Origin of the sequence: Acinetobacter sp. 226 (assembly GCF_048147925.1) — a bacterium.
Classification (GTDB): Bacteria; Pseudomonadota; Gammaproteobacteria; order Pseudomonadales; family Moraxellaceae; genus Acinetobacter; species Acinetobacter pecorum.
Window position 1 is genome coordinate 23517 of the sequence record NZ_JAYWYX010000013.1, and the last position, 24195, is coordinate 47711.

Annotated in this window: 21 protein-coding genes; 10 read left to right on the plus strand and 11 right to left on the minus strand. The window is 45.1% G+C overall.

The genetic code is table 11. The features are described 5' to 3' along the window. Positions 1 to 11: 11 nt before the first annotated feature. From VXP95_RS07785 to VXP95_RS07795, 3 genes are all read right to left on the minus strand, one after another. Positions 12 to 1040: a DUF4062 domain-containing protein gene (locus VXP95_RS07785; protein ID WP_416681126.1), complete on the minus strand. Its 1029-nt coding sequence runs from the start codon at positions 1038 to 1040 to the stop codon at positions 12 to 14. A 115-nt stretch (positions 1041 to 1155) separates the two neighbouring features. Then, positions 1156 to 2028: a glutamate racemase gene (murI, locus tag VXP95_RS07790; protein ID WP_064094926.1), complete on the minus strand. Its 873-nt coding sequence runs from the start codon at positions 2026 to 2028 to the stop codon at positions 1156 to 1158. A 49-nt stretch (positions 2029 to 2077) separates the two neighbouring features. After that, positions 2078 to 2689 carry a DUF1285 domain-containing protein gene (locus VXP95_RS07795; protein WP_416711800.1) on the minus strand — a complete coding sequence of 204 codons (612 nt, stop codon included), beginning with the start codon at positions 2687 to 2689 and terminating at the stop codon, positions 2078 to 2080. Between the two features lie 186 nt (positions 2690 to 2875). Here VXP95_RS07795 and VXP95_RS07800 point away from each other — a divergent pair, with 186 nt between their 5' ends. Continuing rightward, the gene (locus VXP95_RS07800; protein ID WP_064094928.1) at positions 2876 to 4588 is read left to right on the plus strand and encodes an electron transfer flavoprotein-ubiquinone oxidoreductase; all 1713 of its coding nucleotides are present in this window, start codon (positions 2876 to 2878) and stop codon (positions 4586 to 4588) included. A gap of 99 nt (positions 4589 to 4687) precedes the next feature. Here the strand turns inward: VXP95_RS07800 and tusA are convergent, their stop codons facing one another. Continuing rightward, positions 4688 to 4948: a sulfurtransferase TusA gene (tusA, locus tag VXP95_RS07805; protein ID WP_416681128.1), complete on the minus strand. Its 261-nt coding sequence runs from the start codon at positions 4946 to 4948 to the stop codon at positions 4688 to 4690. A gap of 200 nt (positions 4949 to 5148) precedes the next feature. Between tusA and VXP95_RS07810 the strand changes: the two genes are divergently transcribed. Both VXP95_RS07810 and lnt read left to right on the plus strand, forming a co-directional pair. Continuing rightward, positions 5149 to 5988 carry an HlyC/CorC family transporter gene (locus tag VXP95_RS07810; protein ID WP_416681129.1) on the plus strand — a complete coding sequence of 280 codons (840 nt, stop codon included), beginning with the start codon at positions 5149 to 5151 and terminating at the stop codon, positions 5986 to 5988. Beyond that, positions 5985 to 7544, plus strand: a complete 1560-nt coding sequence (gene lnt / locus VXP95_RS07815; RefSeq protein WP_416681131.1) for an apolipoprotein N-acyltransferase — start codon at positions 5985 to 5987, stop codon at positions 7542 to 7544. Before VXP95_RS07810 ends, lnt begins: the two co-directional genes overlap by 4 nt. A 157-nt stretch (positions 7545 to 7701) precedes the next feature. On the opposite strand, the gene VXP95_RS07820 is transcribed toward lnt, so the two are convergent. The 3 genes from VXP95_RS07820 to gspF form a co-directional block, all read right to left on the minus strand. Continuing rightward, entirely contained in the window at positions 7702 to 8037 is a 336-nt protein-coding gene (locus tag VXP95_RS07820; RefSeq protein ID WP_416711801.1) for a hypothetical protein, read from the minus strand. Positions 8038 to 8321: 284 nt separating this feature from the next. After that, complete coding sequence (gspG, locus tag VXP95_RS07825; protein WP_064094932.1) at positions 8322 to 8756, minus strand: type II secretion system major pseudopilin GspG; 435 nt, start codon at positions 8754 to 8756, stop codon at positions 8322 to 8324. A gap of 75 nt (positions 8757 to 8831) precedes the next feature. Continuing rightward, positions 8832 to 10037: a type II secretion system inner membrane protein GspF gene (gene gspF / locus VXP95_RS07830; protein ID WP_416681132.1), complete on the minus strand. Its 1206-nt coding sequence runs from the start codon at positions 10035 to 10037 to the stop codon at positions 8832 to 8834. A gap of 150 nt (positions 10038 to 10187) precedes the next feature. Between gspF and VXP95_RS07835 the strand changes: the two genes are divergently transcribed. From VXP95_RS07835 to VXP95_RS07865, 7 genes are all read left to right on the plus strand, one after another. Continuing rightward, positions 10188 to 12410, plus strand: coding sequence for a primosomal protein N' (locus VXP95_RS07835; protein ID WP_416681133.1), 2223 nt, complete (start codon positions 10188 to 10190; stop codon positions 12408 to 12410). A gap of 75 nt (positions 12411 to 12485) precedes the next feature. After that, positions 12486 to 14339 (plus strand): cation:proton antiporter, encoded by a 1854-nt coding sequence (locus tag VXP95_RS07840; RefSeq protein ID WP_416711802.1) that lies wholly within the window; start codon positions 12486 to 12488, stop codon positions 14337 to 14339. 50 nt (positions 14340 to 14389) lie between these two features. After that, complete coding sequence (locus VXP95_RS07845) at positions 14390 to 15265, plus strand: Hsp33 family molecular chaperone HslO (RefSeq protein ID WP_064094936.1); 876 nt, start codon at positions 14390 to 14392, stop codon at positions 15263 to 15265. A 325-nt stretch (positions 15266 to 15590) separates the two neighbouring features. Then, complete coding sequence (locus tag VXP95_RS07850) at positions 15591 to 16052, plus strand: DUF2147 domain-containing protein (protein WP_416681135.1); 462 nt, start codon at positions 15591 to 15593, stop codon at positions 16050 to 16052. A gap of 146 nt (positions 16053 to 16198) precedes the next feature. Continuing rightward, on the plus strand, positions 16199 to 16528 hold the full coding sequence (locus tag VXP95_RS07855) for a hypothetical protein (RefSeq protein WP_191730322.1): 330 nt from the start codon (positions 16199 to 16201) through the stop codon (positions 16526 to 16528). A gap of 20 nt (positions 16529 to 16548) precedes the next feature. Further along, positions 16549 to 16878, plus strand: coding sequence for a chaperone modulator CbpM (locus tag VXP95_RS07860; protein WP_064094939.1), 330 nt, complete (start codon positions 16549 to 16551; stop codon positions 16876 to 16878). Positions 16879 to 16964: 86 nt separating this feature from the next. After that, entirely contained in the window at positions 16965 to 17231 is a 267-nt protein-coding gene (locus tag VXP95_RS07865) for a YdcH family protein (protein WP_064094940.1), read from the plus strand. Positions 17232 to 17345: 114 nt separating this feature from the next. On the opposite strand, the gene VXP95_RS07870 is transcribed toward VXP95_RS07865, so the two are convergent. From VXP95_RS07870 to recD, 4 genes are all read right to left on the minus strand, one after another. Next, positions 17346 to 18578 carry a magnesium transporter CorA family protein gene (locus VXP95_RS07870; protein ID WP_064102189.1) on the minus strand — a complete coding sequence of 411 codons (1233 nt, stop codon included), beginning with the start codon at positions 18576 to 18578 and terminating at the stop codon, positions 17346 to 17348. A 264-nt stretch (positions 18579 to 18842) separates the two neighbouring features. Then, positions 18843 to 20930, minus strand: coding sequence for a polyribonucleotide nucleotidyltransferase (pnp, locus tag VXP95_RS07875; protein WP_416681171.1), 2088 nt, complete (start codon positions 20928 to 20930; stop codon positions 18843 to 18845). Between the two features lie 249 nt (positions 20931 to 21179). Then, on the minus strand, positions 21180 to 21449 hold the full coding sequence (gene rpsO / locus VXP95_RS07880; protein WP_004637724.1) for a 30S ribosomal protein S15: 270 nt from the start codon (positions 21447 to 21449) through the stop codon (positions 21180 to 21182). Positions 21450 to 22359: 910 nt separating this feature from the next. Next, complete coding sequence (gene recD / locus VXP95_RS07885) at positions 22360 to 24084, minus strand: exodeoxyribonuclease V subunit alpha (RefSeq protein WP_416681172.1); 1725 nt, start codon at positions 24082 to 24084, stop codon at positions 22360 to 22362. Positions 24085 to 24195 lie beyond the last annotated feature (111 nt).

Below are 24195 nucleotides of genomic sequence, written 5' to 3' on the forward strand. Positions count from 1 at the left end.
CTTTATATGGATTAATACGCTGACTTATATTGAAAAGTACGATCTAAATCCAGCAAGCTGCTGTCCAGCAACTTTTGCGCTTTTGGGGTAATCTGCCACAGCATGCGCTGGCGGTCATCACGACCAGATGGCACAATCCAGTCATTCTGGCGCATTTGAATTTTTAAACTATGCAAGGCACGAATATTCATCTGGGCACGCGCGACAGCATGCGCTCGTGGCATCTGCACCCGCGCATCCGGCAGGCCGGTTTCATTCAGATATTCATTCATGCGCTTTGAGAAAAACTCTTCAGGCGTGGGATTGACAAAGGTTGAGCCCAGCAATGCCAATAATTGTGCCCAGGTGAGTTTTTTCTGGATTTTGATTTCCTTGAAGTTACCATCCTGATAGGCATGCATCCGGTATTCAAAAGAAAAAACTTCATGCATCGCCACTTTGGGCAGGCTTAAGAATGGATCGAGCTGAGCTGTTCCGCCATCACGTTCCAGTTGCGCGACTTTCGCTTTAAGCTGGTCAATCTCGTCATGCAGGGCTTGGGTATTTTGCGGACGTACCCAGCCCGTTACCGGATAGCGCTCCAGCATCTGTGGCATATTAAAACGCACTGCCATTTCCAGATCGCGCAGACTACGGTAAGTAAATACCTGATCCACTTCCTGCTGTAGCAGTTGACGGAATTCCCTGAATTTTTCTTTTAATTCCGGTTTGGCATCATGCAATGCACTTTCACGTGAAGCCGGATCATCATGCATAAATACAATAATCGGCTTTTGCTTGGTCACTGCATAAATATATTCGAGATGCATATAGCCGACACCCGAAACTGACTGCTCCCCATACTGGCTACCCAGCAAAATCACGACATAATCACAGTCATCAATCTGGCGGCGTGCAAATGCAGTATTCAGCGGTGTACGCTGTTCCAGCCCCCACGAGAAAAATCCCATTCCCACCAGTGTTTGAGACAAAATGATACGCTCCGGTTGCATTTCTGCCCCAGAGGTTGAGATGAACACTTGGTATCGTTTATCCAGCATGGGCTATCCTCTTCTCCTGTACATTTGCGTAAACATGCATAAGTACATGTTTCCTTACGCAATATGGCCACCCCAATTAAAAAATATAGTTCTTTTTAAATTATAAAAATGAGCTTTAGACTGCACTCATGTTACTGACCTGCCATTTTATATCGGCCGGAATCAGGTGCTGCAAAATCGGTCGGAGCTGTTCAGCATTCTGCCCACTCACCACCAGTTCAATCGTTACACTTTTGCCAGACTTATGCTCAAATAATAACCCATTTTTAATTAAAATTCGGGCCGTTTGTCTTGCAACTGCGAATCCTGAGTCAATTAATGTCAGCTTTTGACCAAAAATATACTGAATTGACGATTTTAGGAAGGGGTAATGTGTACATCCAAGCACTAAATAGTCAGCGCCTTGATCTATAACAGGTTGTAAAATCTCTTTTAATGTCTGCAAGCAGGCTTCACTCATCTGCTCTCCGGCCTCCACAAAAGGCACCAGCTCCAGACTGGTGACCGGCAGGACTTTGACTTGAGCGGGTTCGGCAAAACGGGTAATCACATCTTTAATCAGCTGGCCGCGGAAGGTTGCAGGTGTGGCCAGTACTGCAACCGTTTTTGACTGGGTATTCAGCACAGCCGGCTTAAGTGCGGGCACCAAACCGATAATCGGAAAGTTTTCACCATAATGCTCACGTAAATAATCCAGACTAAAAGCGGAAGCGGTATTGCAAGCCACCACTGCAACTTTACAACCCTGACGATACAGCCATTCAATCGCCTGAGCCGTCAGGGTGCGGATCTCCTGATCCTCTCTCGGCCCATAAGGAACATGGGCAGTATCTGCATAATAGACAAAGCGCTCATTGGGTAAATACCGGGCAATTTCTAGGGCGACCGACAAGCCGCCTACGCCTGAGTCAAAAATACCAATCGGGGCATCTGCCGTGGCATTGGGCATCGGGTCCAATAGCTTGGAAATTGGTTGAATAGCGCTCATAACGTTGCAGGGGGCTTGTTGCTAAAATTCTAGCGAACAAGCTTAAACCTCAGGTGCTCAAATGCAAGTCTAAATCGCCACTTTTCAAACTTAAAACGGTTTCACCTGCCGGATTTTCCCCAAGCTCTCCCATCTCGACCAGATGTAAAAATGCCGCACGCTGAATCAGGGCATTAATCCCGAAACGCACATGCACATAAGGCCGCAACTCACCTTTGTATTCACGCATAAAGATCGGATGTTCGACATCGACAATAATCAGGTCTTGGGTAGTCGTGCCCAGTTGCAGATAGTTCACTCCATTGATCTCAACCCGATCGACCTGATTGACAAATAAAGGTTCATCTTCAACTTCAATTTCAATCATTTCTACCGGTGTTTTTAGATAGAATTTATCGTTTTCTTTCCAGAGCACCGTTGCAAACAGGTCAATCATGGGCTGACGCTTGATCAATTGACCTTCGTGCCACCATTCTCCATTGGCTAAAACCTTGAGATCCATTGTGCCACAATGCTTTGGCTGCCATTGCTCCAAAGGGGGTATTGACCTTTTGTGACTGCCCTGTGCATCTTTTAAGTATTGTGCGATATCCATTAAATTTTTATCATCGGAAGAAGTTACTTTTTTCGTCGGATTTGTGCTGGGTACTGGCTTATCCATAAAAGAAGACCTTAATGACGGAAAAATAATATGTTTCAGCCAATTGGCTAAAACTGGGTTTAAAACTATACTAGCCCAGATTATCAAAGACACCAGTACTTTTGTGTCTAGGAACCAAGAACACTTATGGCAGCACCCAATCATATGATTATGGTTGCCACCGAATAGTAATATGAGGAGTCCTACATGGAACACATCGAACGTGAATCGATGGAGTTTGACGTCGTCATCGTAGGCGCAGGCCCTGCGGGTCTTTCTGCTGCGATCAAAATCCGTCAACTTGCAATTGAAAACAACTTAAACGATCTGTCCGTTTGTGTCGTAGAAAAAGGCTCCGAAGTCGGTGCACATATTCTGTCTGGTGCGGTGCTTGAACCGCGTGCCATGAACGAGCTGTTCCCGGACTGGAAAGAACAGGGTGCCCCGCTGAATGTCCCGGTGACTGAAGATAAAACCTTCTTCCTGCTGTCAGATGAAAAATCACAGGAAGCACCACACTGGATGGTGCCAAAAACCATGCATAATGATGGCAACTATGTCATCTCGCTCGGCAACGTGGTGCGCTGGTTAGGCCAGAAAGCCGAAGAACTGGAAGTGTCGATCTTCCCGGGCTTTGCTGCCTCGGAGATTCTTTATCATGAAGATGGCACGGTAAAAGGCATCCAGACCGGTGATATGGGTATTGGTAAAGATGGTGAACCGACACATAACTTTACTCCGGGTTATGAACTGCATGCCAAATACACGTTATTTGCTGAAGGTTGCCGTGGTCATTTAGGCAAGCGCCTGATCCAGAAGTTTAACCTGGACAAGGACGCCGATCCGCAGCATTACGGCATCGGGATTAAAGAGCTGTGGGAAATCGATCCGGCCAAGCACAAGCCGGGTCTGGTGATGCACGGTGCCGGCTGGCCATTGAATGAAACCGGTTCTTCAGGTGGCTGGTGGCTCTACCATGCTGAAAATAACCAGGTGACCCTGGGCATGATCGTGGATCTTTCTTATGAAAACCCGCATATGTATCCGTTCATGGAAATGCAACGCTGGAAAACCCATCCGCTGATCAAGCAGTATCTCGAAGGTGGCAAGCGCATTTCTTATGGTGCCCGTGCCGTGACCAAAGGTGGTTTTAACTCGCTGCCGAAATTTACTTTCCCGGGCGGTTCTTTAATTGGGGATGATGCCGGCTTCCTGAACTTCGCCAAGATCAAGGGTTCTCATACAGCAATGAAATCCGGCATGCTCTGCGGTGAAGCGGTATTTGAAGCCATTGCTGCGGGTGTAGAAAAAGGCGGTGATCTGGCGGTGGCGCGTGTTGTAGAGGGCGAAGATTTCTTTGTCAAGGAACTGACCGCGTATACCGACAAGTTCAACCATAGCTGGCTGAAAGAAGAGCTGTACAGCTCGCGTAACTTCGGTCCTGCGATGCACAAGTTCGGTCAATGGATGGGTGGTGCATTCAACTTCATCGACCAGAACGTGTTTAAAGTACCGTTCACCTTGCATGATCTGCTGCCTGACTTCAAGGCATTAAAAACTGTCGATGCAGTGAACTTCAAGCCGACCTATCCAAAACCGGATGGCAAGCTGACCTTTGACCGCCTGTCTTCAGTGTTTGTGTCGAACACGGTCCATGAAGAAAACCAGCCTTCGCATTTGAAACTAACTGATCCATCCATCCCGGTTGAAGTGAACCTGCCGAAATGGGATGAGCCTGCACAGCGTTACTGCCCGGCGGGGGTGTATGAAATCATGGAAAATAATGACGGTTCCAAGCGCTTCCAGATCAATGCAGCCAACTGTGTGCACTGCAAGACCTGTGACATCAAGGATCCGTCCCAGAACATCACCTGGGTGACACCGGAAGGTGGCGGTGGTCCAAACTATCCAAATATGTAAGTTATAAATCAAGATAAAATAAACCCGCCTCAGAGCGGGTTTATTTTCAAGATCAATTCAAAATTATCAGTACACGAAATGCATAAAATTTTGGCAGAATTAGCCGCCTTTTTTCACTAAATAATGAAATTCTTTATTGCCATTTTCATCCAGTCGCTCTTCCTGCAATAGCAATTCATGCCCCAGATGCATACAGAATTTTGGAATATCCCAAGACGTTGAATTATCCGTGGCAAACACCTCAACCACGTCGCCAGCTTTGGATTTACGAATCGCCTGATGCAACATCATTACCGGCTCGGGACAACGTAAACCTCGGGTATTCAATTGCAGGCTTGGAATAATTTCAGTGGAGGACATCGAAATACTCAGGATGAAAAGACATCATATTTTAACATAAACCTGCGATTACAGGACTGCTTTGGAGGTGGGTCCAGGTTTAAAATCGGCACTGACTTACGCGATCAAGACTGCACATCATATTTACAATAGACAAGCGTATTTTCTGCGGTATGATAAAACCACGTTTTTTTAGATATTAAGAGTCTTCAGGAAAAATCATGCACGAGGAATCAGGCCCGTCGTGGGGTATGCGCGGTTTACGCAAATGGCTGGGAACTGCACCCGAAACTCGCGACGAACTGCTAAAATTAGTACAAGATTCACGTCGATTTTTAGAACCCGATACTGTTGCCATGCTTGAGGGTGTACTTGACCTCCCGGCAACCAAAATTCGTGAAGTCATGACGCCCCGTACGTCCATGATCAGCTTGCAGGAAGATGACCAACTACTGGATATCCTGCATGTGCTGGTCGAGTCTGCACATTCACGCTTTCCGGTATTCTCATCCGATCAGACCGACAATGTAGTCGGAATTCTGCTGGCCAAGGATTTATTACCTTTTCTGACCGAGCCGACCACCAAAGTCGATATTCGCGCGCTCATGCGCCAGCCTTTGTTTGTTCCAGAAAGTGCCCGTTCCGATCAGGTACTGCGCATGCTGAAAAACACCCAGACACATATTGCCGTAGTGATTGATGAATACGGTACGACTTCGGGTCTGGTGACACTGGAAGATATTCTGGAAGAGATTGTCGGTGAAATTGAAGATGAACATGACAATATCGATGAAGAAGCACAGTACATTGTTCCGGATAACGACCCGACTACCGCCAATACCTGGATAGTCCAGGCCCTGACTCCGATCGAGTATTTCAATAATATGCTGGATACGAATTTCCCTGATGATGAAGTGGAAACCATGGGCGGCTTGTTATTACAGGAAATTGGTCTGGTGAATGATCTTGAAGGTCAGACCATTGAACTGGAAGACTGGCAGTTTACCATTCTTGAGGCAGATTCACGTTCTATTCACCTGATTCGAGCCGTGCGCCAATGAGAGCGTATTTCGATAAGCTGTTGAGTTCTTCTCAGCGGCAGAAAACCTTGCCGCTGATCTATCCTGTCTTAATTGCCTTATTTGCAGGTGCCATCTTCAGCTTGGCACTGGCTCCTTATCATTACTGGTGGCTAGCCATTCTGTCTCCGGCCCTGCTCTATGCCTGCTTGCGTGGACGTAGCGCAAAACAGGCCTTTGGTATTGGCTGGGCTTACGGGATCGGCTTGTGGTTTGTGGGTGCTTTCTGGCTCTATACCTCCATCCATGTCTATGGCGATACCAGTGCCTTTCTGAGCATTGTAATGATCCTGATCATGGCGCTGGTGATGGGTCTGTTTAGTGCTGTTCAATGTTTTGTTTACCGGCGCTTTTTCCCGGAAACCCCTTTAACCTTTGCCCCGCTCTGGGTCCTGTTTGAATGGGCCAAGACCTGGGTATTTACCGGGTTCCCATGGCTGTTTGCTGGTTATGCCTTTACCGAACGCTACCTGGATGCCTATGCGCCCTTATTCGGCGTATTCGGGGTTTCTTTTGTGGTGATCATTCTGGCCTGTGCGCTGGTTGAAATCCTGAATAGACGCCTGTTCTGGGCGCTTCCTTCAGCCATCTTGTTACTCGGCGCCTGGGGTGCAGCCCAGCTGACGTTTGTTGAGCAGAAAAATCAAAAGCCTTTAACTGTTTCCCTGATTCAGGGCAATATTCCGCAGGACCTGAAATGGCTGACAGAATATCAGGTAAAGACCTTACTGATTTATGCCAATCTGAGCAAAACCGAATGGGGCCGAGATCTGATCGTCTGGCCAGAATCTTCGATTCCCATGTTCCAGACTGATATTGAAGCCTTTCTGGAAGCCATGAAAGTCCAGGCTGAAAAATCCGGAACGGCCTGGGTGACCGGCATTCCGTATTGGGATTTGGCCGAATCTCAGACTGCGGGCTATCCAAAATATTACAACAGCATTATGGCGAGCGGAGATGAATCGGATGGACTGTACAAGAAACAGCGTCTGGTTCCGTTTGGTGAATATATTCCCTTGTCAGGCTGGTTAAGCTGGGTATTGCCGGGTTTACAGAATGATCCGTCCATGAGTGGTTTTACTCGGGGTACAGATCATCAAGAACCGTTGAATGTAAAAAATCATCCTTTGGGTTCTGCGATTTGCTATGAGGTGGCTTATCCTAATTTGACCCGCCGTAATGCCAGCCAGAGTGATTTTCTGGTAACCGTATCTAATGATGCCTGGTTTACCGGTACAGCAGGGCCGCTACAGCATCTGCAGATGGTGCAAATGCGTGCCAAAGAAAATGGCCGCTGGTTTATCCGTGCCACCAATACTGGTGTGACTGCGTTTATTGATCACAATGGTCATATTGTGAAAAAAGCCCCGATGGATCAGGAAGCGGTATTACGTGGTGAACTTCCAGCCATGCAGGGCGAAACCCCGTATATGAAACTCAGCGACTGGCCGGTCCTGATCTTCTCTGTTCTACTCTTGCTAGTAGGCTGGCGCTTCCGTCCACGTAAAGTGGATGTCAGCTTTAAATCTAGACGGTAATTTCTTCAAGTCCCCCTTTTACAAAGAAAGGGGGATTTAGGAGATTCCTGAATATCAAATCTTATCAACCTCTCCTAAACTCCCGTTAATAAAGGGAGAAACGCTCAAGGCAATAAAAACCGAGGTCAAAGCCTCGGTTTTTTCATCTTTTTAAAATTTAAAACTGTACTGCCAGATAACAGAGCATGCTGGCTAAAGACAGCATCGGTACATGACGATAAATGTGAACTACAGCCTGTTCAAATGCTGAGCTTTGCTCGGCCTGAATGCGAATAACACTCGCATTTAATGCTGACCAGAAACATAGAGCCATTAAACTGCTCATCAAACTGATGGCAAAGAAAGCCACTATAATCTGGCTGCTACCTTCGGTGCTCTGCCATAAATGAACGATTCCCTGACTGACCGGCAACATGCTTAAAACCAGAAGAACAGATTTCAGCATCAACCAGTGAAATTGGTTGATTTCATCTTTCAAGATAAATGCTTTCATATGTTTCTCAGTTGGCGAGTCAGGTGCCTTTCAGAGCATTATGAGCTTTTTCAAATAAATAGAAAGTGTAGCTTTATTCATATCTTACGAGAATTGTAATAGATAAACATGGGAATAATTCTTATTATAACTCGCATATCGTTTCTATTATTTAATTTATATAATTTTCAAAAACTTATATTGTATTTTATAATTAATACCTATTATCACTTCACTTAACACAAAAATAAGCTATGAAGTGAAGTGATATATTCCATTCAGTGAGAATTTATAATGATTCTCGATTATGGCTGATAATAAATATCGGCATCTGTTCCTTCACCGCCCGCTTGACCATCTGCCCCAAATGAATACAGATCGAAGCTTCGGCCGTCGGTACCCGGAATCACATATTGCAGTTCATTATCCCAGCTATCTTTTGGAAAACCGCCTTTGACATAACCACCCGGCATCCAGTTTTTTGCAGTCGCTGGCTGGTTCACCAGTGCATCCAGACCACCTTCCTGCATGCTTGGATATTTACCATTATCGAGCTTATATTGATCCAGTGAACCTGCAATGCTCTGTAACTTGATCACGGTGGTATCTACTTTGGCTTTTTCACCGCGCCCCATCACGTTCGGAACGATCAGCGCAGCAAGCACACCAAGAATAACAATCACCACCATGACTTCGATTAAGGTAAAGCCTGTCTGTTTATTTAATTGTTTCCTTTTCATTCACTCTCTCTCATTCATTTGCATTATTCAGACCACTTGAATCTTGATCACAGCAAAATTCTAACTGGTTACTGTTTAAATCATATTATTCATATTCACAATTGGCAGCATTACTGCTATCACAATGACCAGAACAATACTGGCCATCAGAACCAGCATTAAAGGTTCCAGCAAAGCCAGTAAAGTTGAAATCAGGGTGGTCACTTCACGATCCTGCATCTGTGAAGCACGCTCCAGCATTCGGTCGAGTTCACCGGATGCCTCGCCACTTCTGATCATTTGTACCATCATCGGCGGGAAATAACCACTGCGTTCCAGTTGGGTTGCCAGGTTACCGCCTTCGGTCACTTTTTCAGCAGCCAGATTCACCGCATCACGGATTACCCAGTTATTGCTGACCGCAGCTCCAATGCGCAATGCATCGACTAGCGGCACGCCAGACTGGGTCAAAATGGATAAGGTACTGGCAAAACGCGCGGCATTAATCCCGCGTGATAGTTTCCCAAATAGCGGCAGCTTTAAAGTCAGACGGTCAAAGGCATAATGCCCGGCGGTGGTTCTTAAAAACCGGACCAACAGGAAAATCCCCAAGGCTCCACCGATCAATAAAAATGGCCAGGCAAGGCGGATAAAATCACTGGCTTTCATCAAGGCCACGGTAATCCAGGGCAGGGCATCTTTACTCTGGTCAAAGGTCTTGACGATATCCGGCACCACATAGGTCATCAGTCCCATCACGATTGCAAAGGACATCAGCATCAGGATAATCGGATAGATCATTGCACCTTGAATTTTTTTCTGCATGGCGAAACGATTTTCGGTATAGTCTGCCAGTTGGTCCAGAATAAGATCCAGGTGCCCGGAACGCTCACCGGCCGCAATCGTGGCAATATACAGCTCGGGAAACCGTCCTGATTGCTGCAAGCCTTGCGCCAGACTATGCCCTTCCAGTACTTTTGAGCGCACTGACATCAGCAGGTTTTGCACATGTACTTTTTCACTTTGCTTGCCGACGGCGCGAATGGCTTCTTCCAATGGAATCGCGGCAGCGACCAGTACGGATAACTGCCGGGTCATCAGAGCCAGATCATAGGCGGTGAGGCTTTTTTCAAACCATTTTCGTCGATAATGCCGGTCTTTTTTCTCGATAGGATCGACAGAGACTGGAATAAGCGCTTTATCCCGTAATTGTTGCCGGATCTGACGCGCAGAATCCCCTTCCAGCACGCCTTTTTGCTGCTTCCCTGAAGCATCAAGCGCAATAAACTGATATGCAGGCATTGTAATGCTCTAATTTTCCAAAATTTTGCTTAACGCTGTTGCGTCAGACCACCCAAATCATTCATATTCTTTGATATAAATTATCTGCTCACTCTAACATAATCGAACTTTAAGCACGACGAAATTTCTTCAGGATCTCCACCCCAAGATATGCAAAATTCTCACCCAGATTCAAGTCCACTTTATCGCGTACGCATTGCTGTACCTGTGCATGTATTTGATTGTTTTGATTACACAATGAGTGTAGAACAATTTGAACAGGCGCAGATTGGCGCACGTGTACTGGTGTCGTTTGGCCGGCAGAATCTGGTCGGGGTGATTATCGAAAAACTGTCCGCAGACACTCCTCTCGACCCGCGCTTTAAACTTAAGGCTGTGACCGAACTGCTCGATGAACGTGCCATTATAGATAGCAAAGTTTTAAGTTTGTTGACATGGTCAGCACAGTATTATCAGTTTCCGATCGGTGAAGTCGTCCACAGTGCCCTGCCGACCCTGCTGCGCCAGGGTAAGCCTTATAACCTGCTGGCCCGTACTTGGAAGCTCCTGGACACTAATGCCGAGGCCAAAGTTCGCCGTTCGGACAAGCAGCAGGAAGCTTACCGGATTTTAAAACTGCATCCGGTCGGGACCACTGAAACTGTGCTCAACATGGCCGGGATTGAAACCGCGACCTTAAAAGCACTGGAGAAAAAAGAGATTTGCGCCTGTGTGCTGGAGCCACAAGATTTCAGTCCGCAGCCGATGCAACTGGCACAGATGCCGCTAACGGCCAATCCTGAACAAAAACATGCAGTCGAACAGGTATTAAAATATCGCAATCAATATCAGGCTTTTTTACTGGATGGTCTGACCGGCAGCGGTAAAACTGAAGTGTATTTGCAGATCATGGAGCAGGTACTGAAACAGGGCAAACAGGTGCTGGTGCTGGTACCGGAAATCGGCCTGACGCCGCAAACCATCAGCCGTTTTCAGTCCCGTTTTCATTGCCATATTGCGCTGCTGCATTCCGGGCTGAATGATTCCAAACGGCTACAAGCCTGGCAGTCGGCGGAAACCGGCAAAGCCTCGATTGTGCTGGGTACACGTTCCGCCATTTATACGCCAATGCCGAATCTGGGCCTGATCATTCTGGATGAAGAACATGACCTGTCCTTTAAACAGCAGGAAGGCTTCCGCTATCATGCCCGAGATGTCGCCCTGTACCGCGGCCATTTACAGCAATGTCCGGTAATCTTAGGGTCAGCCACTCCAAGCATTGACAGTTATGCGCTGGTGCAACATGGCAAGATGCAGGTGCTGGAGCTGAACCAGCGTGCCGGCACGGCCTTGATGCCCAAAATCCATATTCTGGATTTAAAAGTCGCACAGAAGCAGCATGGGATTAGCCTGCAATTGATTCAGGACATCAAAAAGCGTCTGGAGAAAAAGGAACAGGTGCTGATTTTTTTAAACCGCCGTGGCTATGCCCCCGTTCTGCTTTGTGGCAGTTGCGGCTGGCAGGCACAATGTCCGCACTGTGATGCCAACTTCACTGTACACCGTCAGCCTTATCAGCATCTGCATTGTCATCATTGCGGTACCATTCACCGTATGCCGGAACACTGCCCGCAATGTCAGCATCAGGAACTGGTTACACTGGGCATGGGCACCGGCAAAGTCGAAGAACATCTGAATGAACTCTTTCCGGATTTTGAGGTGATTCGGGTCGATCGCGATTCCACCAGTCGGGTCGGCAGCTGGCAGAAAATCTATGACAAGATTCAGAAAAGCGAACCGGCAATTCTGCTCGGCACCCAGATGCTGGCCAAAGGCCATCATTTTCCTTATGTGACGCTGGTGGCGATTCTGGATATTGATTCCGGTCTGCTGAGTGTGGACTTCCGTGCTACTGAACGGACTGCGCAACTGATCGTGCAGGTGGCTGGCCGTGCCGGACGTGGTGAACACAAAGGCGATGTCTATTTGCAAACGCTCAGGCCTGATCATGCCCTACTAAATACCCTGGTCAATGAAAATTATCGCGTGTTTGCCCAGCAGACCTTAAAAGAACGGCAGATGGCCCAGATGCCGCCCTACCGTTATGCCATCCTAATTCGCTGTGAATCCAAGGATCAGGCACAAAATACCGAATTCTTACAGAAACATGCAGCTCTTCTCAGGCAATATCCCGATCTGGTGCTGGACATCTGGGGACCGATTCCTGCGCCAATGGAACGTAAGGCTGGACGCTATCAGTCACATATGGTGCTATTGTCAGCGGATCGTCCACGTCTGCATTACTATGTGCGCAGCTGGTGGCAAAACATGCTGCAGGACAAGCCTTCCAGCATGAAGCTCACGCTGGACATCGACCCTCAGGAACTGAGCTAAGAGATATTGCGCCTGAGGGTCGCTCTAGAATACGAAACTGCGAGTCTGGATCAAGCATAAATTTAGGGCAGGAAAATGTCGATACTGTTACAAATAACACTGGTTCTGGTCATTGCACTGTTGATGGTGCCACTGAGTAAAAGGCTCAGGTTGCCAAGTGTGCTGGGCTATCTGTTAACAGGAATTATCTTGAGCCCAGGCCTTTTGCATCTGATTCAGGCACCCGAAGTCATGCGTAGTTTCATGCAAGTCAGCCTGATGGCGCTCATGTTCTGGATCGGCCTGCAACTCAGACCACAACGCATCCTCCAGATCCACCCCACCCTATGGATGATGGCAACTTTACAAGTACTGACCAGCGCGCTGATTTTCAGTTTGATGGCATGGACCTTTTTGCAGCAAGGTCTGCTTGCTAGCATCGTGATTGGGCTTGCCGGCAGTTTGTCTGCCATGACACTGGTCATTCAACAGTTGAACAACCAGCAACAGTTTGCCACCAGTTATGGTCAACAGACCTATTCGATTCTGCTGGTTCATGCCCTGTTGGCCATTCTGGTGATTGCAGCCATTCCCTTATTTGCCGGGATTCGATCCACTGAACATGGCGTGGCCTACTTTGCTGCGATCATCGCGACATTGAGCGGTCTGTTCCTGTGTAATCGTTACCTGATGCAACCGCTATATCGCTGGATTGCCAAAAGCGGCGGTCATGAACTACATGTCATTGTGACAGTCACAGTGATCTTGGCATTATTGGTATTAATGAATACCCTCGGAATAAATCTATTCCTGGGAGCCTTGTTTGCCGGCATTTTACTGGCAGATTCAGATTTCAGGCCAGCGGTAGAAAGTGCTATTCGGCCTTTTCAGGGCTTGTTGATCGGCCTGGCATTTATCAGTCTGGGCATGTCACTAAAATTGTCTGATCTGCTAGATTTCCCCTGGATGATTCTGGGCGGAACTTTGGCTTTAATCTTGATCAAGTTTACTGTTACTTTGGTATTGGCACGCTATTATCAAAATAGCTGGCGCAATACTACCCTGCTGGCTGGCAGCTTGGCACAGGGGGGTGAACTTGCCTTACTGGCACTGATGATTGCAGTATCCGACCAGATTATTACGGGTGATCTGCTCTCTCCCTTGCTGTGGATGGTGAGTTTTTCCTTGCTGCTGACCCCCGCATTTTATTGGTTATTGCACAGTCAGATCTTACCGCGTCTGGATCGCCACAATCATCTGGCAGCGACTTTTGAAACTGATATTAATCCTCAAGCCCATACGCCAATCCTGCTGATTGGCTTTGGCCGCTTCGGACAGATCATTGCCCGGATTTTACTGCAACAACAGCATGCATTTAGTGTCATGGACAGTACTGTGCCAGCCACTGAGCTTCTGGGGCAGTACGATATCCCTTTCTATCAGGCAGATGCGACAGAACCGGCAGCCTTGATGCAGGCAGGGGTTGCCACGGCGCAACAGGTCATTGTCGCCATTGATGATATTGAAGACTCAATGTTGATCGTGCGGCATCTTCGGCTGAATTATCCTGAAATCAGTTTATGGGTTCGCGCTCGTGACCGGCATCATGTGCAGTTATTACAGGATTTGGGCGTGCAACACATCTGGCGTGAAACCTATCTTTCTGCATTAGAATTGAGTCGCGCCTTATTAGACCAGCTCAATACTAACCCCAAAGAAAGCCAGTTACAGATCCAGAACTTCCGTGAACAGGATGAACAGCTTTTAAGCAGCCAGTATGATCTGGATCCAGAACAACATTCAACAGATAAAAAGTACCGGAACAGTTTGGCTGAACTGGAGTATCTATTTGCTCAAGATCAACGCTATAAAGTGCCAAAACCAGAGATGTCGCAGCAACCAGATACAAACAGCGTAACAATTGATATGTTAAGGGATGATCTGTCATAACTTGTGTTTTACAATAATGACACCATTAAAACAGGGTTATGGAGAATTTTATGTCTGATTTACGCCAACGCTTTTTTATTGAAGATAGCCCTGTTCGTGGTGAAGTGGTGCATCTTGAAGAAGCTTTACAAACTATTTTAGCGCAACGTGACTATGCACCTGCAGTTAAAATCCTGTTAGGTGAAATGCTCAGTGCCACTGCCCTGCTGGCCAGTACATTGAAAATTAAGGGCCGTATCAGCCTGCAAATTCAGGCATCAGGTACATTTAAATGGGCCATGGCAGAATGCAACCATTTGGGTGAAGTTCGTGCTTTGGCGGATTATGAAGAAGACCCGCACTTTCTGGTGGGCGAAGACAGCAGTACGGTTTTGAAGGCACTAAACTCTCCGGTTCTGTTCATCAATATCGAACCAGAAATGGGTGAACGCTATCAGGGTATCGTACCCCTTGATAAAGAAAACCTGGCGGGCTGTCTGATGCAGTATTACGATCTGTCGGCACAGATTCCGACGCGCATCGTACTGGCAAGTGACCAGCAGCGTGCGGGCGGTTTACTGATTCAGCTGTTACCACGTAATAGTGAAGAAGAACAACGCCGTGTAGATGAAGATCTGTGGCCACGTCTGACCATGCTTACAGAAACCTTGAAGGCTGAAGAACTGGTTGGGTTGCAAGCTACTGATATTCTATATCGTTTATATAATGAAGAAGAAGTGCGTCTGCCAGATACGGAAGTGTTGAAGTTTGGCTGTACCTGCTCTAAAGAGCGTTGTGCCGTTGCCTTGCAGCAAATCGGTATAGAGTCGATCCGTGAAACACTGGAATTCCAGAATCCGATCGAGATGGACTGTCAGTTCTGTAATAGCCAGTATACGTTTACGGCTGAAGAAGCTTTAGGTCTTTTCGGTGAGCATCTGAGCTAACCAACCCTACTTCTCTGTTTTAAAAAGCATTCTTCAGGAATGCTTTTTTTCCATTTGAATCTCTACAACGCTGAAGAATAGAAAAAAGTATGTCCTTACAGTAGAAAATTCGCCCGTTCCTTAAGTTTCACTCTCTGGTAAATCTCACCCCAGACCTCTACTTAAATTGCGATATTATTTACATCAATAAAAGCCTAACATTTCTCATTTTCAGAAAATTTAAGAGAAAATAATCACATTTTATTTTCTTGATTTAATTACACTTTTAAAATAAATTAGAGCAATAATTCTAAAACGAATAGATTATCTTACCAACAGGCATGTTATGAAGAAATTATTGAATACTCTAGTAATGGGGATGAGTTTGGCCGTAGTTTCAAGTTTGGCCTTTGCCTATGAAGATCCGCTAGTGGGTAAATGGAAAACCATTGATGATCAATCTGGCTATTCCCGTGCAGATGTAGAAATTCGCAAGAAAGCGGATGGTAGCTATGAAGGGATTATTGTTGAAACACGCAGCCTGCCAGGTGCAGAAAAAATGGGGATCTGCCATAAGTGTCCAGATCAGCTCAAGAACAAGCCTTTCCTAGGGTTGCCATTTATCTGGGATTTTAAAGCAGATCCAAAAAAACCGCGTGAATACCATGATGGCAAAGTGCTCGATCCGATCAGCGGCAAAGTATACAAAGGTAAAGCACGCTTAAGCACGAATGGTAAACGTCTGACCTTACGTGGTTACGTCGGCGTATCAGTGATCGGACGCAGTGTAACCTGGGTAAAATATTAATTTAAAATATAGATTTTAAAGCCCCTGTTTTCAGGGGCTTTTTACTTTGTCATGATTTGAAACAAGAAGGTACAAATAAAAACTGTTTCCTAGGGCGGAAAATTATAATAATGGTTTGAATACGGTTATTTTTTATTCATGTATATATGATGATCAATCTTCAGCCTCGTTCAACCTCAATTCTGCCTTTCGGGCTGTTATGTCATCCTCATTTGGTGCCACCTGTTCATCGCAGCTTTGTCAATATACGTGCCCTGCTGATCGAATATAAAACTATAAAAACAGGTTCAGCCTCCATCCTTTTGTATTTAGATGCTACTGAAGCAGATTTGGTCAGAGAGGCCGCATCATTGCATGCTCCCGTATATTCTCTCTGCATTTATGATCAGCTGAATCATCATGCCAAATATGCAGATCAGGAAAAAGATGGTGCTTTATACCAGCACCGTAATTTTCCTTTCATTTTGCATAGTTAGGCGGTTTAAGGAGTAGATCCATGACTACGATTCAATACCAAGAAAGTTTTTCACACGGTTATATTCCATCGGAAATTGTGGATGATCGTTCATTTGACCTGGCTCACTTTGCCGAAGCATGCGGACAAAGCCCGGAATGGGTCATGCAACTGATTGAATATGGAATATTGCCGGACCGTTCCAAAACCCAGCACAGTATCTTCCTGGGTGAAGATATATCACGCGCACAACGCGCCTACCGTCTGCAACGCGATTTCGATGCTTCGTTTACTGCAGTTGCCATGATGCTGGATTTGATCGATGAAGTGCAAGAGTTACGCCGTGAGGTTAAACATTTGCAACTCAAGTAAATCCTCTAATGCTCTGTCTATCTGCATGCTTTTGCGGTAGCTCAGAGCTATCTATTTAATTTTAAAATGAGAGTATTAGAGTTACTATGAAAACCAAAGATTGTAATAAGAAAATCAAATACATGTTCCCCGAATATCGCGATTTAATTGTCCAGCTTCGGGAGGAAGATCCACACTTTGCCAAGTTATTTGAGGAGCATAGTGAACTGGACAAGCAAATCACTCAGCTGGAACTGGATCCAGTCAATCAGATCAATAGCGATATTGAACTGATTAAGCGTAAGAAGTTAAAAATAAAAGACGAAATATATAAAATACTGACGCAAACGGCTGAGGCAGGAAACTTGTCTTAAGTAGGAGCCAGGCAAGCCAAGCCAGGATCATCCTGCACATTGTGCCTGATGTTTGAATCCGCTTGGCTATGCTTAAAAATGTTATCTTTGTATACAAAAAAGATGTCACTGTTTTTATTTTAATTTGGTCAGTTTTTCGACTTTTTCTACGGTTTTTTTGACAGACTGCCTGATGGGCTTATAGTCCAGCAACCAGAGCAGGTTGATGTGTTGATCTTTATTTTGCTGTGCTAACAGATCAATCACGCTTTTCTCGCCCAAACCCACCAAGTGTCTGCGATAAAAATAATAGATTAATAATATGGTCGTAATACCCATGACGATTAGCATTATCCAAAATCCGGTGGGAGATTTCAAACCTGGAATAAACTCAAAATTCATCCCATAAATACCAGTTAACAGGCTCAAAGGTGCGAAGATGGCCGTGATAATGGCCAATATACGCATGTTTTCATTGGTTTGGTTGGCGATTGCAGAAAAATGTAAATCTATAGTAGCTTGGATCGAAGCACGCAGACGAACAATATGTTTCTGAATTCGCTCCACATGACTGATCAAATCATTGATACGGACTAGCAATATATCCAGTCGTTCAGACTTTTTCTTACCTTTCGCATGTGGGTAATTATCTATAATTTCATCCCTGAATTCTTGTAGAGTATCAATCTGCTCTTCACATAAATCTTCAACCTGCTGAAACGAGATGCTTTCTTGTAATAACTGATCCCATTTCTTAAATCGGCGACGCCCTTGCAATAATTCTTGCTGCCAGAATCCAACCCGTCGGGTCAGCGGTACACGCAAATCCAGATAACCATCCACCATGCTGTTTAGTAGGCGCAAGGACAAATCAAAAGGTGAAGCTGGAAGTTTACGTGACTTATTCTGTTCCCTGTTAGAATGAATAAAATTTAGCTCAATCCGGGAAATATAGTTTTGTAGGACTTTATTTCCTTGTTCACGTACCGTAACCAGAACTTGCGGCGTGATAATAAAACTGACAGGTGTGGTAGCCAGACCAAACATTTGTTCATGCTGTTCATCTGTCGTCCCTATCTCATCATCCGGAGTAATGAGCTTACGGAAAATCAGCAAGTTATAATCATCCATCGTATCAAATGAACAGGGATGCTCTAAATTTAAAATATCTTTTACATGAAATTCATTTAAAGACATATGAGCATGTTGATATATTTCTTTTTGCCAAGTTTCTACACGATTTACAACATCTATGCGGGTGCAATCAATCCAGATAAATTCAAGTTGAGTTTCAGCATCTGTAATGCGTTCTTTTTGTACAGAAAGATAATGATCTGAAAGATGCTGATAAAAATAATAAATTTTCATTAAAACTATTCTCTATTCACTATTTTAATTGCTCTATGACTGAATAGAAACTTAAGCCACTTTATCTATCAGCCTTAAAATTATGAGTCGGGCTGAAACCTTAAGCAATCACATAATGCTTTTATTTATAAGTCTTCATGACTACGCAGCTTAAAATAAGGTACAAAAAAGCCCTGTACCTGCCAAAGCAATCACCTTGGCAAAGTACAGGGCTTTTACTGATCTTTTATTCACATGGACTCAGCCATGTGAATGTGCAATCAATTATGCTTGTTCGATGTCTTTCATAGTCAGTTTAATACGACCACGGTTATCAACATCCGCAACCTGTACTTTCACATCCTGACCTTCTTTTAAAACATCTGCCACATTCGCAATACGCTCGTTCGAGATTTGAGAAATGTGAAGTAAACCGTCCGTACCTGGAAGGATGTTTACAAACGCACCAAATTCTACGATACGAATGACTTTACCTGCATAGATGGTACCTGGCTCAACTTCAGCAGTAAGTGCCTGGATTTTTGCAATTGCCGCTTGCGCAGCCGCTTTAGTTTCACCAAATACACGAACTGTACCGTTATCTTCGATATCGATTGCCGCTTTGGTTTCTTCAGTAATCGCACGAATGGTCGCGCCGCCTTTACCGATCACATCACGGATTTTATCCGGATTGATGTTGATTACCTGGAATGTCGGTGCGTGCATCGAAATTTCAGGACGCGCACGTGAAATCACCTGGTTCATCTCATTCAGGATGTGCATACGACCCGCATAAGCTTGGTTCAATGCAGATTCCATGATCTCTTCAGTGATGCCTTCGATCTTGATGTCCATTTGTAGCGCAGTAATACCGTTTGCAGAACCAGCTACTTTAAAGTCCATATCGCCCAAGTGATCTTCATCACCCAAGATGTCAGAAAGCACTGCAAAACGCTCGCCTTCTTTCACAAGACCCATCGCGATACCCGCAACTGGTGCTTTCAGTGGAACACCTGCATCCATTAACGATAATGAAGCACCACATACAGACGCCATTGAAGACGAACCGTTTGACTCTGTGATGTCAGAAACGATACGGATCACGTACGGGAAGCGGTCAGCCGCAGGAAGTACAGCTTGAACACCACGACGTGCCAGACGACCATGACCGATTTCACGACGCTTAGGACCAGATTCACGACCAGTTTCACCTACAGAGTATGCAGGGAAGTTGTAGTGCAACATGAAGTTGTCAGTTTTGGTACCTGCAAGGGTATCAACCATCAGTGCATCACGAGTATTACCCAAAGTTGTTGTTACCAACGCCTGAGTTTCACCACGTGTGAACAATGCAGAACCGTGTGCACGATCTAGAACACCCACTTGTACGTCAATTGCACGAACAGTTTTGGTATCACGACCATCAATACGTGGCTTACCAGACAGGATATTGTCACGTACGGTACGGTATTTAAGATCTTCGAATAATTCGTTAACTTCATCAGCAATGCCAGTTTCGTCATTTTCAGGAACGAATTGAGCCAATGCTTCTTCTTGAAGTGCATCAAGTGCTGCATAACGTTCATGCTTAACTGCAATGGTGTATGCTTCAGAAATTTTCGCTTCGAATGCTTCTTTCAATTTGCCAAGAAGTTCTTCATTTTTAACCGGAGCAACCCAAGTTGACTCAGTTGCACCCGCAGCGGCAGCAAATTCTTTGATCGCCTGGATCGCGATTTGCATTTCGTCATGACCAAACAATACAGCGCCCAGCATCTGGTCTTCTGAAAGCTCTTTCGCTTCAGATTCAACCATCAACACTGCAGATTCTGTACCGGCAACCACAAGATCAAGATCAGACTCTTTGAGTTGTTCAAGGTTCGGGTTCAGAATGTATTCGCCGTTGATCAAACCAACGCGTGCGCCACCGATTGGACCACGGAATGGTGTACCAGCGATAGACAATGCAGCAGATGTACCTAACATTGCAGCAATGTCAGCATCCATCGTTTTGTCAGAAGAAATAACGGTTGCGGTTACTTGAATTTCGTTGAAGTAACCTTCCGGGAATAACGGACGGATTGGACGGTCAATCAGACGTGAAATTAAAGTCTCAGCTTCAGACTGACGGCCTTCACGCTTGCCATAACCACCCGGGATACGACCAGCAGCATATTGCTTTTCTTGATAGTTTACAGTCAATGGGAAAAAGTCTTGACCTGCTTTTGCTTTAGGCTGTGCAACAACTGCTACAAGCACCTGTACACCACCCATGGTGATTACAACACTGTTTGCCTGACGGGCAATACGACCTGTTTCTAAAGTTACAGTGTGCTGACCGAATTGAAATTCTTTACGAACAATATTAAACATCGACATGTTTTATTTTTTCCTAATTTTATTCTAGTGGAGACCCCTAAGGTTTGGCATTCACGACCAGCTGGACGAATAAATGACAAAGCTTAGAAGCCGACCTCACCAGATTAAATACTATTTTTAAACACAAAGAAGGAGCGAAATATTCGCCCCTTCCACAGACCTAGCCATAAGCTAAGCCAACTTTAGTTTTCAGCAATACAGCACAAAGCATGCAATAAACCCGAAAATAAAGTTTAAATCGAATTAACGACGTAAACCTAAAGCACCGATCAAAGCTACATAACGACCGTGGTCTTTACCATTTAGGTAATCAAGAAGCTTACGACGTTGGTTAACCATACGGATCAAACCGCGACGGCTATGGTGGTCGTGTTTGTGCTCTTTGAAGTGACCTTGTAAGTCATTGATTTGAGCAGTTAAAAGAGCTACTTGAACTTCTGGTGAACCAGTGTCGTTTTCAGCGCGAGCAAATTTAGCAATGATCTCTGCGCGATCTGCGTTAGTTAAAGCCATTCGATTTCTCCGAGATGCTTATATATTTTGATAAAAATCAAAGTAATGAGAATTCAAAACCTTGACTGCCGTGCATCACTACAGCAAGTTGCATATTTTAAGGGAAAATGCGTCAAATTGCAAAAAGAGATCCATACTTTCGCATAGTTTTGGTCGCTCATTTTCTGGGTGCTGATCCGCTAAGCTCCGGTTCATGAAGTATTTATATACTGCAGTATGATTAAGGGAAAAATGATGAAATGAATGTGACTGAAATTTTTCTGTAAAGCTCAAGCGTGATGTAATTTACCCACATCGTCAGCCTGCTCCGAAAAAATGAATAAAAAAAAGCCCGAGTAAACTCGGGCTTTTTGGCGCTGTAGTTCTTTCTCTTATCATTATTATTTATTGTATTGTTATATAGCGTTTTACGCTTATTATTATTTTCAAACATCCTGTTGAAAATTCATCTTCCGTGTATGGTAGATTTTGCCACACTCTCTCCAGACACATAGAGGTATTTAGCGCATCTCGGTGTAAGCCATTGCGTACAATTTCCCGCCTGACAGTTGCACAATATTACATTAATCTCGTTTTATTTAACTTTAGTTACCTAAATCTACTCAATAAATTATATAAATTAGGTTAAGGAATTAAGATAATAATCTAACAACTTAGAAGTTAAAAAATAACAGGATATAAAAAAGCCTTGTAGTCTCTCCCAAAACTACAAGGCTTAGCGGCTGTAAGTTTCCTCTTTTACTTACTTCACTGTAAGTTCGCTGTCTACCGACATTATTATTATCATTATGCGATTATGCTCAACTTTCCATGTTGAGTTATTTTGTAGGACCAATCTTCTCAAATACTGAGTAAAAGCTCTATGCGTCAATTTCCTGAATCCTTGTAAGCTTTTACCTACACGATTTGATTATTTTTTGCCAACCAAATTACTAGATTGTTCAATAATTTTCTGACTCAAACCACTTTTTCTTATGCTTCTAACACATAGTGCTTGTGTAAAAGCATCATAATCCACCAATAAACTGACCACCTTTTTAGCTCGAGTAATTGCGGTATAAATCAACTCTTTGCTCAATAAGTTTTTTGCATATTGATCCAGTACCACTGCGGTATGGGCAAACTCTGAACCTTGAGATTTGTGAATGGTCAGCGCAAAAGCAGTTTCAATGCTTTTAGGTAAACGGGTGGCTAATACCCATTTTTCCAGACTCGGGAAATACACTTCAAACTGACGCTGACCAGAGTGATCACGTAAAAAACAGATGCCAATATCACCATTGGATAGTCCCAACTGATAGTCGTTATACCCCATCATCACAGGTCGTCCGACATACCAGTCACCCTGTTTCAACTGACCTTGGGCTGCCAGAAAACGTTGCTCAATCTGCAGATTGATCTTGAGCAGCCCCAGATCACCAGAACGGATTGCAGTTAAAATCCGGTAATCATCAAAAGTTTTGACCACCTGTTGCACATACTGCTCAAAATCAGCTGAGTTTTCTTCTGATTGTATGGCCTGTACATAAGCCTGATAACCATACATAAGCTGGTCATAATACTGATTCAAGTTATGCGCGGTCTGTTCGGCGCCAGCGAGCAGGTATTGCAACTGCAACTGGTCGATCTCAACCTGATCCAAATCGATCGCCTGTAACTCACTGGCTGCCACAATCTGCTGCTCAAATTTCCGTAGTACTGCCGAAGGCTCATGACTCTGCTGGATAAACTCTGCCATTGCCCCAATCCTGGCTCCAGCCGCAAAACGTCGCGTGGTGATTAAATTGACCCGGTTATCCTTCAGAGTGGCCACTTGCTGTAAATCTGCCAGTACCGTTCCGACATCCACAGAGGCCAGCTGGTCTGCATCACCGAGTAAAATCAGCCGTGCATGAGGCGGTACGGCGGCCAGCAACATCTGGGACAGATTCAAATCCAGCATTGAGGCTTCATCGACCACGATCACATCATAGGGCAAAGGCTGCTTGGCATGAAAGCGTGGCTGTCCGCGAGTACCCAGACCTAGTAAGCGATGCAGGGTCACCGGTTGTAACTGTTTTAATGCTTCTAGCTCAAACTGTTGTAACGCTTCACTGTGCAAGGCTTTTTGCAGTGCTTCTTTCATTCGCTGCGCGGCCTTTCCGGTAGGTGCTGCCATAGCGATCCGTATATGCGGCAAGGCTTCATACAGCACAGCAATAATATGCGCCAAGGTATAGGTTTTACCTGTTCCAGGCCCGCCGGTAATAATATTCAGTGCCTGCTGCGCAACCATTTCCAGTGCCAGTTTCTGCTGTGGATCTGAGAGAAGATTGCGATTATGCTCGCTTAAATTCACCGGAGTCACCGTTTGTGACTTGATCCGTACCAACTGTGTAGCGACTGCCTGTTCCAGTTGCCAGTAGCGGTACAGATATAAATGCTGATCTGCACAAATAAATGGTGCAATTCCTGCACTCTGCTGACGGTGGTCTAGAACCAGATTATGCAATAATGCAACCTGCTGAGGATTAACTTCGATACAGCTATCTCCCGCCTGCATCGCTTCCAGCAGTTGCTCGATCAATAATTTTGCTGCCGGATCAAATGCAGCTGTACTGAATGGAGGCTGACACAGATAGTCAATCCAGGCCATTAAATCGGAATGTTGCTGTGACACGTGATTCTGCTCATTTTCCACACAGTTATCCTCAAAGTTATCCACAGGATAATTTCATGTTTAATCTATACATATTTTATAAAATCG